The following is a 12,674-nucleotide window of genomic DNA, read 5'->3' on the forward strand; positions in this document are numbered from 1 at the left end:
CTACCCGGCACGCCGGCCGAACGCCTGCCGCGGCGGTAGCCGAACACCGAGGCGCTTGGCCAGGCGGTAGCCCGTGAGGGCGAGTTCCCGGATGTTCTCGGGCCGCACCCCGGACTGCAGCGCCGTGTCCAGCATCCCCGCCATCCGGTGCTCGGGATCGCAACACAACGCCGCCTCCAGCGACACCCCCGCGAGCGGCCCGTCACCGCGGGCATAGGCGCTGAACGCCAGCAACACGAGCGCTTCCACGCGCCAGGGCTGTGGCAACGTCCGGGCCAGCTGCGCCCACAGCGACTCCGCCTCCCCGGCCCTCTCGCCGACCGCCAGCGCGTACAGCGCGTCGCGGACCTGCACGTCGCTCAGCGCGCAGCCCAGCCGGGCCAGCTCGGCCTCGGGCAGCGGAAGGCCCTCGGCGACCCGGGCGGCGGCGGCCAGCGCGCGTTCCACGTCGCGGCGGCTGCAGCCGGTCGGATCGCCCCGGTGTGCCACGTCCCGGGCGGCGGCCTCCCGGCTGAGCAGTTCGGTCAACTCGCCGGTGCGTCGCGGGTTTTCGATGGCGATTACCGCCTGCAGGTCGGCACGCCGCGGGTAGAGCCGCCGTCCGTCCAGCACGGCCGCCGCGGCCAGCGGTGACGCCGAGGGATCGTCGACCACACCGACCGCGCCGCAGCCGTCGACGCAATGCCAGCGTCCACCCGCGGCCACCCGATCCACGACGTGGGCGGCCCACAGTTCGATGTTGTGCTCGGACAACGCATCTGTGAGCGCCGCGCACAGCTGCCGGTACTCATCATTGCAGCCGGGGCAACGGGCGCCGGCCTCGTCGACGACGACCGCAACCGCGGCCTCGGGTTCGGCCGAGGCCGCAACCTCGGCCAGGTGGGCGATCCGGTCGATGAGCTTCTCGGAGAGGTCGACCCGCAGCACCGACCCCAGCTCGCCGCCGTCGAGTGCCACCAGCACCAGTGAATTCTCCGGGACGAAGCCGAGAACGGCCGGTAGTGCCGCGATCAATGCCCCGGGGCGATTCAGTTCGAAGTCCGCGTGATCCGTCGTCATGAGTCCCAACGCTGACGGGCGGCACCGTCAGCCGGTGCTCACCGGAACCGGCGCAGCGTTCCTGCTGTGCATGAACCCAGCACTGTGAGTGGCGCTGTTCTAGCTTCGCTTGGTCAGGGCGAAGTTCACGGGCAGGCCAACTTTTCGTTGTGGGGTTAAGTGCGCGGGCGTGACGCCTGCAGTGGCTCCTTCGGATCGCCAAAGCTCCGACCCGCCACTTTGCGTGGCTTACAGCCGGTTTCATCGGACCGGCACCTTGGGTGGAGAGAGTCGGGAACGTGATCTTCTAAGTGGGAGCGACCGGCTCGTATGCCCAGAAAGGTCATGCCGACAAGGCGGTATGAGGTCGCTCGCTACTGTCTAGCCCATGGCGTCGACGCGCGAATACGACATGGTGGTCATCGGGTCGGGGCCGGGCGGGCAGAAGGCCGCAATCGCCTCGGCCAAGCTGGGCAAGTCGGTCGCGGTGGTGGAGCGGGGCCGCATGCTCGGCGGGGTATGCGTCCATACCGGCACGATCCCGTCGAAGACGTTGCGCGAGGCCGTGCTCTACTTCACCGGCATGAACCAGCGCGAGCTCTACGGGGCGAGCTACCGCGTGAAGGACCGCATCACCCCCGCCGACCTGCTGGCCCGGACCCAGCACGTGGTCGGCAAGGAAACCGACGTGGTGCGAAACCAGCTGATGCGCAACCGCATCGACCTGCTCACGGGTCATGGCCGGTTCGTCGATCCGCACACCATCCGCGTCGAAGACCACGCTCGCGGCGAAAGCACCATCATCACCGGCGATTACGTCGTCATCGCCACCGGCACCCGGCCGGCCCGGCCCTCCGGGGTCGAGTTCGACGAAGAGAAGGTGCTCGACTCCGACGGGATCCTCGACCTCAAGTCGCTGCCGGCCTCGATGGTCGTGGTCGGCGCCGGGGTGATCGGCATCGAGTACGCCTCGATGTTCGCCGCCCTGGGCACCAAGGTCACCGTCGTGGAGAAGCGGGACGACATGCTCGACTTCTGCGACCCCGAGGTCGTCGAGGCGCTGAAGTTCCACCTGCGCGACCTGGCGGTGACCTTCCGGTTCGGCGAGGAGGTGACCGCGGTCGACGTCGGCTCGACGGGAACGATGACCACGCTGGCCAGCGGCAAGCAGATCCCGGCCGAGACCGTCATGTACTCCGCCGGCCGTCAGGGCCAGACCGACCACCTGGACCTGCACAACGCCGAGCTCGAGGCCGACAACCGCGGGCGGATCTTCGTCGACGAGACGTTCCAGACCAAGGTCCCGCACATCTACGCCGTCGGCGACGTCATCGGCTTCCCCGCCCTGGCGTCAACGTCGATGGAGCAGGGACGGCTGGCCGCCTATTACGCATTCGGGGAACCGGTGGAGGGCATCACCGCACTACAGCCGATCGGCATCTATTCGATCCCCGAGATCTCCTACGTGGGCGCCACCGAGGTGGAACTGACCAAGAACGCGGTCCCCTACGAGGTCGGGGTCGCCCGCTACCGCGAGCTGGCGCGCGGGCAGATCGCCGGTGACTCCTACGGCATGCTCAAACTCCTGGTTGCCACCGAGGACCTCAAGCTGCTCGGCGTGCACATCTTCGGCACCAGCGCCACCGAGATGGTGCACATCGGGCAGGCCGTGATGGGCTGCGGCGGCACCGTGGAGTATCTGGTGGACACGGTGTTCAACTACCCGACGTTCTCCGAGGCCTACAAGGTCGCCGCGCTCGACGTGATGAACAAGGTGCGGGCGCTAAACCAGTTCCGCCGCTGATCCGCCCGTCCCGCTAGCAGGAGTCGTCCAGGCCGTTCGGGACGGTGTCGCCGGGGCCACCCGCTTCGGCCCGGGCCAGCAGCTGGGCGACATGCTGATCGAACGGCGCGGAATACGAAACATTCTCGGCGCACCCGCCCCGTTCGAAACCGCCCGTGAGACCGGTGATCGTCGTGCCGCTCACCCACGGTCCGCCGCTGGTGCCGTCGACCAGGCCTTCGCACACCACCGAGGGGTAACCGTTCTCATTGATCTCGGCGCTGGCCTGACAGGCCACGGGGGAACCGCCGACCCCCGAGGGATACCCCAGCACCGTGACGTGACTGCCGGGAGACGGTGCCTGGCCCAGGGTCAGCGCCAAGCCGACGTGCGACTCCACCGACTCAGCGGCCGGACCGCTGACCCGGATGACCGCGTAGTCGGCGCGCGGGTCCTTGGCGGCGGTCCAGCGCGGGTCGAGATAGACGGCATCGGCCGTCCACAGGTCGGTGGGCGCGGCATCCCCGGCGAAACCGGGAGCGAAGCTGATCTGCGAGCCGCCGGCCAGGCAGTGCGCCGCGGTCATCACCAGGTTCCCGCTCGCCGAATGCACCACCGACCCCGTGCACACGTGCAGCGTGCCCCCGTCGAGGAAGATCGGCCCGACCCGCATGTCCGGGTCGACGGGCGCGGCGAGCGCCGCGTTTTGGGGCTTGCTGAGCCGTTCCACGGGCTTGCTGGCCGCCTGTGTCGGCACCCTGGGGGCCGCGGCGTGGTCGGCGGGCCGGCCGCAGGCCGTCAACAGCGTCGCCAGGCCGACCACCGGACAAAGCATTCTCAGCGCGCTTCGCATTGGCTCCCATCATGCCCGACCGGCGCCGCGCGAGCATTTCCCACCGGGAGTTGGTGCGCCCCGCGGTTTGCCGGCCAGGTCCGCTCGGTCGCGCGCAACGCCTCGGGAATTTCGCCGACGCGTTTTGGCGTTTCGAACATACGGGCGCACATGGGTTCCCTGTTCAATTGTTGGGTTCCCCCGATTTGGGGGAGACTACAGGGGGCACCCCTCAAGCAGCTCCCGGAAGGAGGCAACATCGATGGCTCACCGCCACGACCCGGACGACGAGTACTACCAACCCGAACAGGCGGGCATGTACGAGCTCGAGTTCCCGGCGCCGCAGTTGCTGACGTCCGACGGCCAGGGACCGGTGCTGGTGCACGCGCTGGAGGGCTTCTCCGACGCCGGTCATGCGATACGGCTGGCGTCCAACCACCTCAGGGCGGCCCTCGACACCGAGCTGGTCGCCTCGTTCGCGATCGACGAACTGCTGGATTACCGCTCGCGGCGCCCGCTGATGACGTTCAAGACGGATCACTTCACCAGCTACGACGATCCGGAGCTGAGCCTGTACGCGTTGCGCGACAGCGTCGGGACGCCGTTCCTGTTGCTGGCCGGCATGGAGCCGGACCTGAAATGGGAGCGTTTCATCACCGCGGTGCGCCTGCTCGCCGAACGGTTGGGTGTGCGGCGGACCATCGGACTGGGCACCGTCCCCATGGCGGTCCCGCACACCCGCCCGATCACGCTGACCGCGCATTCCAACAACGGAGAGCTGATCGCCGACTTCCAGCCGTGGATCGCCGAGATCCAGGTCCCGGGCAGCGCGTCCAATCTGCTCGAGTACCGGATGGCCCAGCATGGTCACGAGGTGGTCGGGTTCACCGTGCACGTGCCGCACTATCTGACGCAGACCGACTACCCCGCCGCCGCCCAGGCGCTGCTCGAGCAGGTCGCCAAGAGCGGGTCGCTGGAGCTACCGCTGTCGGCGCTGTCGGAAGCGGCGGGCGAGATCCGGGCCAAGATCGACGAGCAGGTCCAGGCCAGCGCCGAAGTGGCTCAAGTGGTAGCCGCGCTCGAGCGCCAGTACGATGCCTTCATCGACGCGCAGGAGAACAGATCGTTACTGGCTCGTGACGAGGAGTTGCCCAGCGGCGAGGAGATCGGCGCCGAGTTCGAGCGGTTCCTGGCCCAGCAGGCCGAGAAGAAGCACAACGACGACGACTCGGCCTGAGCGCCGTCCGAGTGCAGCGAAGTGCCTCCGCGGCCAGACGACAAGGGTGAAGATGACCGAGCGGCAGCGCAAGAGCAATCTTCGCCCGGTGCGGGAAGTGACGGCACCCAGGCTGGAGTTCCGCACCATCCACGGGTACCGGCGGGCCTATCGGATCGCCGGCTCGGGGCCGGCGGTCCTGCTCGTCCACGGCATCGGCGACAACTCCACCACGTGGAAGACCGTGCAGGCCAAGCTCGCTCAGCGGTTCACCGTCATCGCCCCCGACCTGCTGGGCCACGGGCAGTCCGACAAACCGCGCGCCGACTACTCGATCGCCGCGTACGCCAACGGGATGCGCGATCTGCTCAGTGTGCTCGACATCGAGCGGGTGACCATCGTCGGCCACTCGCTCGGCGGCGGGGTCGCCATGCAATTCGCTTACCAGTTCCCGCATCTGGTCGAGCGCCTCATCCTGGTCGCCGCCGGCGGTGTCACCAAGGACGTCAACCTCGTCCTGCGGTGGGCCTCGTTGCCGATGGGCAGCGAAGCCCTCGCGCTGCTGCGGCTGCCCCTGGTGCTGCCGGCGGTCCAGGTCGTCGGCCGCGTGCTGGGCGCGGCGTTCGGGAGCACCGGCCTGGGCCGCGACCTGCCCAACGTGTTGCGCATCCTCGACGACCTCCCGGAGCCGACGGCCTCGGCGGCGTTCAGCCGGACCCTGCGCGCGGTGGTGGACTGGCGCGGCCAGATCGTGACCATGCTGGACCGGTGCTATCTGACCGAAGCCATTCCGGTGCAGATCATCTGGGGCACCAAAGATGTGGTCGTCCCCGTCCGCCATGCGCGGATGGCGCACGCGGCGATGCCGGGCTCGCGACTCGAGATCTTCGAAGGTTCCGGACACTTCCCGTTCCACGACGACCCGGCCCGCTTCATCGACGTCGTGCAGCGTTTCATCGACACCACCGAACCAGGCGAATACGACCAGGTCGCCCTCCGCCAGTTGCTCCGCTCCGGCGGCGGCGAGAAGGCGGTCACCGGTCCGGCCGACACCCGCGTCGCCGTGCTCAACGCCATGGGCAACGACGAGCGCAGCGCCACCTGAGGCCGGGGCCCCGAAGTTCTAGTGCTGCCGGTGCAGCACCGCGGCCAGATGATGCTGCAAGGGCTGGCCGACGGCGCCCATGCGCAGCGAGTACGAGAGCTCGTCGCCTTCGATGCGTAACGAACGGCCAAGCGCGGAAACCTCTTTCGCGGTCGGCGTCAGCCCGACCGAGGTGGTGGACAAGTCGAGCTCGATGACGCCGCCGGCGGCCGAAAAGGTGCCCACCTCGATCTCCGCGACACCGGTCGGATGCGCCAGGACCAGCTCCAGGTTGCCCGGCTGCGGCACCCGCAGATAGCCCGTCTCGGCGTGCAACGGCCTCCCGTCGGCCACCGCCCTGGTCTTTTGGGCGTAGGCCAGAAACGGTTTCCCGACGTGGGAGAACGCGACCTCCTCGAAGTAGTCGAAGGGCTCGATCGTCGGGTACTCCCCGGCGCCGCGTCCCGCCCAGGTACCGAGCAGTGGCGCGAGCGCCTCCAGATCGGGATGCAATTCAGCGGCCATTGCACCAGCCTAGTGCCGGGCCCGGGGCGGCCCGTCAGCCCGAGGTCGGCACCGTGCGGTGCGCCCGCAGCAGTTCTATCTCGCGCTCGAAATCGTCCGCGGACTCGAAGGACCGGTAGACCGACGCGAACCGCAGGTAGGCCACCTCGTCGAGGTCGCGCAGCGGTCCCAGCACCGCCAGTCCGACCTCGTGACTGGGAACCTCCGGTGAGCCCGCCGCGCGCACGGTGTCTTCCACCTGCTGGGCCAGCAGGTTCAGCGCATCGTCGTCGACCTGGCGGCCCTGGCACGCCCGGCGGACCCCGCTGATCAGCTTCTCCCTGCTGAAGGGCTCGGTGACGCCGCTGCGTTTGACCACGGCCAGCACCGCGGTCTCGACCGTGGTGAAGCGTCGTCCGCACTCGGGGCAGGACCGGCGGCGGCGAATGGCCTGGCCCTCGTCGGTTTCCCGCGAATCGATCACCCGAGAGTCCGGGTGACGGCAGAACGGACAGTGCATGACCGCTCCTTCGCCGCACTCACCGACCTCGCAGGACACTCCGAGCGTACCCGTGCGCGCCGCCGGGCGCGGCGACCGTGGCCGTACGGCGGTCCCGCCGCCATGCGATGTCGCGGTCAGCCCACCGGCGCGATCAGGGGCTGACCCGCAGCCAGCGTCGGGGAGTGCAGGTCGTTGAGTGCGCGGATGCGCTCGGCCACCTGTCGAACCGGCGCGTCGGGCGCGACGCGGTGGGCGACATCCTGCAGCGATTCCCCCGGTTCGACCCGCACGACGGCCAGCCTGTCGGGCACGGGGGCCGCCGAATCCGGCGAGCCGCCGTTGACCGCCTGCCCGACGTCGGCGATGAGCCCGAGCCACAGGGTGATCAGCCCGGCGCCCACGGCCAGGGCCGCCGTCTTCGCCCACGTGACGGAACGCCTGCGGTGGGGCGCGGCGGACATCGCGACCCCGGTACCGCGGTACCGCGGCGGGGCGCCCGCCGGCCCGCACGGGGCGGGTCCGCGCGATCCGGGCGTCCGGACCCGCCCCCGGCGAGGCTCCGGGACCGGCCCGTTGATCGGGCGCCGAACGCCGCCGGACCGCGGCGAGACTGTCTGAATGATTGTCATCTGCGTTCCTCCGGTCAACCGATCCTCGCTCGTGTGTTCGACAGTATCGCTCGTGTGTTCGATTTCCGAACATTTGAGCGAAGCGTGTCGCACGAGCCAAACGCTAGACCACCCCACCGACAACGACCCGGCGGACGAACGGCGCCGCGGTCATCTATCACCTGGGACATGCCGCTGAAATACCCGATCGGCCGGGGAGTTACACCTTTGTTATTCGGCCGCTCTCGACGGCCGGACGGGCGCCCGCCCGGGCCGCGGGGAGCCGTAGACACGCCAGTCGAACACATGTTTGATTATCGGGCCCCGAGCGGTTACATTTATTGCCATGAGCGACAGCAACGACACCTCCGCCGGTGATGCATCGCTGACCGAGCGGCAGCGCACCATCCTGAATGTCATCCGCGCGTCGGTCACCAGCCGCGGCTATCCCCCGAGCATCCGCGAGATCGGCGACGCCGTCGGGCTGACGTCGACCTCCTCGGTCGCCCATCAGTTGCGCACCCTGGAGCGCAAGGGATACCTGCGCCGCGACCCGAACCGTCCGCGCGCCGTCGACGTCCGCGGCGCCGACGAGGCCATGCCCGCGGCGCCGGCCACCGAGGTGGCCGGCTCGGACGCGCTGCCCGAACCCACCTTCGTCCCGGTGCTCGGGCGGATCGCGGCAGGCGGACCCATCCTCGCCGAGGAGGCCGTCGAAGACGTCTTCCCGCTACCCCGCGAGCTGGTCGGCGAGGGGACGCTCTTTTTGCTCAAGGTCGTCGGCGACTCGATGGTCGAGGCGGCGATCTGCGACGGCGACTGGGTGGTCGTGCGGCAGCAGCACGTCGCCGAGAACGGCGACATCGTCGCCGCGATGCTCGACGGCGAGGCCACGGTCAAGACGTTCAAGCGCGCCGGCGGTCAGGTGTGGCTGATGCCCCACAATCCCGCGTTCGATCCCATTCCAGGCAATGACGCGACCGTGCTGGGCAAGGTCGTCACCGTGATCCGCAAGGTTTAGCCGTACCCGGCGGATGTCTAGTCGGCTTTGATGAACCCGTTGGCCTGCGCGACCTGTTCGCTCGACATCCAGATCTCGGCGAGCGTGTCCTGGTAGAGGGCGCTGTCGGGGGTGTAGTACAGGCCGAAGCGGGCGCTCGCCTTGATCGGGTACCCGTCGGGCATCTGATAGGGGTCGTCCAGCGGTAGGTGAATCGTCGGGCGCCCCGACGCGCTCGGGCCCGCGCCGGCGGCGTGCGCGGCCAACGGCGAGGTCTCGTCGGTGTCCACGGCCGCGTGCCGCCCCGGTCGCGCCTCCGCGACGGGCGAGACGGCCTCGACGGCGCCGGTGTCGGCGGCAGACCCGTCGAAGGCGGCTTCGGCATGGCCGTCACCCGGCCGGGCGGGCTCCGCCGCCTCGCGATATTCGTCGGCCGGCACCGGCGCCGGGTAATCGCCTCGCTCGGCACTTTCGTCCTCGGGGACTTGCTCCGGGGCGAACTCGGCGTAACCGGCCTCCGCCACGTCGAGATAGCTCCCTTCCTCGTCGAACTCCGAGTAGCCGGCTTCCGCCAAGTCGGCTTCGGTGACGACGGGGATGGAGTCGGTGTCCACCACGTCGGGATTTTCCTCCCCGCCGAACACGCTCTCGAAGTCGTCCGCATCCTCTCCCGGGCCGGGCGACGCTTCGCCGCCGTAGTGCCCGCGATGCGCAACCTCCTCGCCCGCGAGCGCGACCCCGGTCCCGTGCCCCCAGCTGACCTGGTGCGCGGCCTCGGCATCCGCCGCGTGCTCCTCGGAGGCGTGCAGGTCATCGCGCCCGAAGTGCTCGGTGGCCGCCTCGCCGTCGCGGCCCCAGAGCCCGTCGGCCGGGCCGTGCCCGGCGCCCCCGTCGTGCTCGGCGGCACCTGCGGTGGCGTCGCGACCGGCGCGACCGCGGTGCACGCGGACCCCCACCAGCACCAGCGACGCAAGCAGCACCAGCGCCGCGGCACCGCCTCCCAGCCACCACCATTGCTGCCAGGCCGGCTTCTTGGCGTGGGGCGGCATCGCCACGGCACTCGGCTGGTTCTGCCCCGATATCTGCAGCCCGCCCAGCAGCGGCGCCAGATTCGAGGGGTCGGTGGTGAACGTGTTCTTCGCGCGGTTCCACGAGATCGTGCCGCCGGCGAATTTCTGCGAGACCACGTCGCCGTCCACGGCCTGATCCCCGACCGGCGCTCCCAGCTTTCCGCCTGCGCCGCGCAGCTTGTCCCAGGCGGCCTTCATGGCCCCGCGCACCACGAACGCGCCGTGGTCGGCGGTCCAGAAGATCACCGGTTTGTCGGCCGCGGAGAACGTGCAGATCCGGCTCGACGGTATGCCCCCGTCGGACTCGTTGGCGACGGGGAATCCCAGGTCGCTGCCCACCGGGCCGCCCAGGGACTCGTACTTGGCCAGGATATCGCTGTCGACGGCGTTCGCACCGGTCGCCGGGCTGAAGTACACCTTCCCGCCGGCGAAGTTCTGGGCGATCCCGTCACCACCGATGGGGTACTGCCCGCCTTGCTTGGCGCCCAGCGGACCGTTGACCCCCCCGGCCGCGCGCCAGGCCATGTTGATGGCCGCGGTGGGGTCGATCGGCACCTGCAGGCCCTTCAACTGGTCGGCCAAGACCGCCGGCTCGGTCGTGAACTCCTTGGTGTCCCGGTTCCAGGAGACCTGGCCGCCGCTGAACTTCTGCGAGGCGAGTTCGCCGTCGTATGTCTCGTCGCCGACCGGCACCCCGAGGACGCCACCGGAGCTGCCCAACTTGTCCCATGCGGCGTTCATCGCGCCGCGCACGACGAACGCGCCGTGGTCGGGCGTCCAGAAGATCACCGGGTGGTCGCTGGCCGAGAAGGTGCTCACACGGCTGTCCGGCCCCGAAAGCCCGGGCACCTCGTTGATCGTCGGGAAACCCAGGTCGCTGCCGGCCGGACCGCCCAGCGACTCGTATTTGTCCAGGATCGGCCCGTAGACGTACCGGGCGCCGGTCGCCGGGGTGTAGAACATCTTGCCGCCGTCGAAATCCAGGGCGAAGCCGTCGCCGACGGGGTAGACGTCACCCTTGCGCGCGCCCAGCGGTGACGTATCGCCCCCGGCCTTCTCCCATGCGGCCATCATGGCCGCCTCGGCGTCGCCGATCGGGCTCGCGGCCCCTGTGGGAGCCAGCAGTACCGCGGCCAGCGCTGTGGTCACCAAGCCGACCAGTGCACGCCCGACCAGCTTTCGCATGTGACCTCTCCGCCTGTTCACCAAGCCCTCCAGTCCACGGGTGTGCGCCGATCTGCGGCCATGCCCATAACCCGCGGCCCTGCGAACGGAGGGTCACCCCACCGACGGGCCTTACCCCCGTAACGGTCCGCATTTTCGCCGGGCTCGCACAACATTGCTCCAATCGACGAGAAATGCGAACTGAATTTAGGGATATTACAAAAATGGATACCGCATCGATGTGCAAATGATGCCGAACCGGGCGCGGGTCGCAACGAACCGTGCAGCCGCGCGCGCGGCGTTCGGATCGCGCTGACGCACCGCGGGGCCGCCGCCGGCCCCCGGCCGCTCCCCGTGACGTCGATGCCCGCGCACCCGTTCGAGCGCTCACCGGCCCCGTGGTCGCCGGGTTGACGATGTGCGATCACGCCGTCGCCACCTGCCAAATGCATGCGTCGACGGTACGTCAGGCCATGAGCGGGCCGACACCGGACCGACCATTGCCGATCGCGCGAGTTTCAATTCATTCGCCCCCGATGCACTCCGGCGCCCGCGAAAGAGGAGAACCAAACCCGCTACGCGTCAGCAACTTCGCCGACGTCGACGAGTTCGCGTTGTACGCGAAGGAGATCCGGCTAAACCCCGAGCCCGCGACCGATGATCTCCTTCATGATCTCGGTGGTGCCACCGTAGATGGTCTGCACCCGGGCATCGAGATAGGCTCGCGCAACGGGGTATTCGCGCATGTAGCCGTAGCCGCCGTGCAATTGCAGGCAGCGGTCGATCAGATGCACCTGCTTCTCGGTGGCATACCACTTGGCCATTGCGGCCTGTTCGGCCGTGAGCTTCTTGTCCAGGTGCAGCCGCAGGAACTCGTCGACCATCATGCGCACCACGGTCGCCTCGGTCGCCAGCTCGGCCAGGACGAATCGACTGTTCTGGAAACTGCCGATCGGCTTGCCGAAAGCCTTCCGCTCCTTGGTGTATTGCAGCGTCTGTTCGAGTACCTGTTCCATCGCCGCGGCCGCCATCACGGCGATCGAGATGCGTTCCTGCGGCAGGTTCTGCATGAGATAGATGAAGCCCATGCCCTCCTCGCCGAGCAGGTTCTCGGCCGGCACCTTGACGTCGGTGAACGACAGCTCGGCCGTGTCCTGCGCGTCCAGGCCGATCTTGTCCAGGTGGCGACCCCGTTCGAAGCCCTCCATGCCGCGCTCCACCACGAGCAGCGAAAAGCCTTGCGCGCCTTTGTCCGGATCCGTCTGCGCGACGACGATCACCAGGTCGGAGTTGATCCCGTTGGTGATGAACGTCTTTGACCCGTTGAGCACGTAGTGGTCACCCTGCTTGACCGCGCGGGTCTTGATGCCCTGCAGGTCGCTGCCGGTGCCCGGCTCGGTCATCGCGATCGCGGTGATCAGTTCCCCGCTGCAGAACTTGGGCAGCCAGCGCTGCTTCTGCTCCTCGGTGCCCAGCGCCAGCAGGTAGGGCGCGACGATGTCGTTGTGCAGCCCGAAGCCGATCCCGTTGAAGCGCCCGGCGGCGGTCTCCTCGGTGATGATGGTGTTGTAGCGAAAGTCGGGGTTGCCGCCACCGCCGTACTCCTCGGGCACCGCCATCCCCAGAAAGCCCTGCTTGCCGGCCTCGAGCCAGACCCCGCGGTCGACAATCTTGGCCTTCTCCCACTCCTCGTGGTGGGGCGCGACGTGGCGCTCGAGAAACGCCCGGTAGGACTCGCGGAACAATTCGTGCTCGGGCTCGAACAGCGTGCGTTCGTATTTGATGGCGCTACTCGCTGAACTCACTGAACTCATGGGAAGACCTCCGGCGGACGGGAACTCTGCCGCCCAACATATACCAACCACCCGGTTGG

11 protein-coding genes are annotated in these 12,674 nt (G+C 68.9%); 4 read left to right on the forward strand and 7 right to left on the reverse strand.

All coding sequences use genetic code 11. From position 1 onward, the window contains the following. Positions 1 to 1,059 carry a DUF4192 domain-containing protein gene (locus tag AB8998_RS19720; RefSeq protein WP_369739397.1) on the reverse strand — a complete coding sequence of 353 codons (1,059 nt, stop codon included), beginning with the start codon at positions 1,057 to 1,059 and terminating at the stop codon, positions 1 to 3. Positions 1,060 to 1,426: 367 nt separating this feature from the next. Between AB8998_RS19720 and sthA the strand changes: the two genes are divergently transcribed. Continuing rightward, a complete protein-coding gene (gene sthA, locus AB8998_RS19725) occupies positions 1,427 to 2,842 on the forward strand; it encodes a Si-specific NAD(P)(+) transhydrogenase (RefSeq protein WP_369739398.1) in 1,416 nt (471 codons plus the stop codon). 13 nt (positions 2,843 to 2,855) lie between these two features. Here the strand turns inward: sthA and AB8998_RS19730 are convergent, their stop codons facing one another. After that, positions 2,856 to 3,674: a trypsin-like serine peptidase gene (locus AB8998_RS19730; RefSeq protein ID WP_369739399.1), complete on the reverse strand. Its 819-nt coding sequence runs from the start codon at positions 3,672 to 3,674 to the stop codon at positions 2,856 to 2,858. Positions 3,675 to 3,915: 241 nt separating this feature from the next. On the opposite strand from AB8998_RS19730, the gene AB8998_RS19735 reads away from it, so the two are divergent. Then, the gene (locus tag AB8998_RS19735) at positions 3,916 to 4,890 is read left to right on the forward strand and encodes a proteasome assembly chaperone family protein (protein ID WP_369739400.1); all 975 of its coding nucleotides are present in this window, start codon (positions 3,916 to 3,918) and stop codon (positions 4,888 to 4,890) included. Between the two features lie 52 nt (positions 4,891 to 4,942). Next, positions 4,943 to 5,974 carry an alpha/beta fold hydrolase gene (locus AB8998_RS19740; protein WP_369739401.1) on the forward strand — a complete coding sequence of 344 codons (1,032 nt, stop codon included), beginning with the start codon at positions 4,943 to 4,945 and terminating at the stop codon, positions 5,972 to 5,974. 18 nt (positions 5,975 to 5,992) lie between these two features. On the opposite strand, the gene AB8998_RS19745 is transcribed toward AB8998_RS19740, so the two are convergent. From AB8998_RS19745 to AB8998_RS19755, 3 genes are all read right to left on the reverse strand, one after another. Then, positions 5,993 to 6,478, reverse strand: coding sequence for a peroxynitrite isomerase (locus AB8998_RS19745; protein WP_369739402.1), 486 nt, complete (start codon positions 6,476 to 6,478; stop codon positions 5,993 to 5,995). Between the two features lie 34 nt (positions 6,479 to 6,512). Beyond that, positions 6,513 to 6,977 carry a transcriptional regulator NrdR gene (gene nrdR, locus AB8998_RS19750; protein WP_369739403.1) on the reverse strand — a complete coding sequence of 155 codons (465 nt, stop codon included), beginning with the start codon at positions 6,975 to 6,977 and terminating at the stop codon, positions 6,513 to 6,515. A gap of 116 nt (positions 6,978 to 7,093) precedes the next feature. Further along, positions 7,094 to 7,588: a LysM peptidoglycan-binding domain-containing protein gene (locus AB8998_RS19755; RefSeq protein WP_369739404.1), complete on the reverse strand. Its 495-nt coding sequence runs from the start codon at positions 7,586 to 7,588 to the stop codon at positions 7,094 to 7,096. Between the two features lie 325 nt (positions 7,589 to 7,913). On the opposite strand from AB8998_RS19755, the gene lexA reads away from it, so the two are divergent. Continuing rightward, positions 7,914 to 8,588, forward strand: coding sequence for a transcriptional repressor LexA (gene lexA / locus AB8998_RS19760; RefSeq protein WP_369739405.1), 675 nt, complete (start codon positions 7,914 to 7,916; stop codon positions 8,586 to 8,588). A 17-nt stretch (positions 8,589 to 8,605) separates the two neighbouring features. Here the strand turns inward: lexA and AB8998_RS19765 are convergent, their stop codons facing one another. Next, a complete protein-coding gene (locus tag AB8998_RS19765) occupies positions 8,606 to 10,843 on the reverse strand; it encodes a sunset domain-containing protein (RefSeq protein WP_369739406.1) in 2,238 nt (745 codons plus the stop codon). 593 nt (positions 10,844 to 11,436) lie between these two features. Further along, on the reverse strand, positions 11,437 to 12,606 hold the full coding sequence (locus tag AB8998_RS19770; RefSeq protein WP_369739407.1) for an acyl-CoA dehydrogenase family protein: 1,170 nt from the start codon (positions 12,604 to 12,606) through the stop codon (positions 11,437 to 11,439). Positions 12,607 to 12,674 lie beyond the last annotated feature (68 nt).

It is taken from the genome of Mycobacterium sp. HUMS_12744610 (assembly GCF_041206865.1).
Taxonomy (GTDB): domain Bacteria; phylum Actinomycetota; class Actinomycetes; order Mycobacteriales; family Mycobacteriaceae; genus Mycobacterium; species Mycobacterium servetii.

Coding starts and splice junctions, on each gene's coding strand:
- AB8998_RS19720 (WP_369739397.1), bottom strand. CDS start 1,059: ATGACGACGGATCACGCGGACTTCGAACTGAATCGCCCCGGGGCATTG.
- sthA (WP_369739398.1), top strand. CDS start 1,427: ATGGCGTCGACGCGCGAATACGACATGGTGGTCATCGGGTCGGGGCCG.
- AB8998_RS19730 (WP_369739399.1), bottom strand. CDS start 3,674: ATGCGAAGCGCGCTGAGAATGCTTTGTCCGGTGGTCGGCCTGGCGACG.
- AB8998_RS19735 (WP_369739400.1), top strand. CDS start 3,916: ATGGCTCACCGCCACGACCCGGACGACGAGTACTACCAACCCGAACAG.
- AB8998_RS19740 (WP_369739401.1), top strand. CDS start 4,943: ATGACCGAGCGGCAGCGCAAGAGCAATCTTCGCCCGGTGCGGGAAGTG.
- AB8998_RS19745 (WP_369739402.1), bottom strand. CDS start 6,478: ATGGCCGCTGAATTGCATCCCGATCTGGAGGCGCTCGCGCCACTGCTC.
- nrdR (WP_369739403.1), bottom strand. CDS start 6,977: ATGCACTGTCCGTTCTGCCGTCACCCGGACTCTCGGGTGATCGATTCG.
- AB8998_RS19755 (WP_369739404.1), bottom strand. CDS start 7,588: ATGACAATCATTCAGACAGTCTCGCCGCGGTCCGGCGGCGTTCGGCGC.
- lexA (WP_369739405.1), top strand. CDS start 7,914: ATGAGCGACAGCAACGACACCTCCGCCGGTGATGCATCGCTGACCGAG.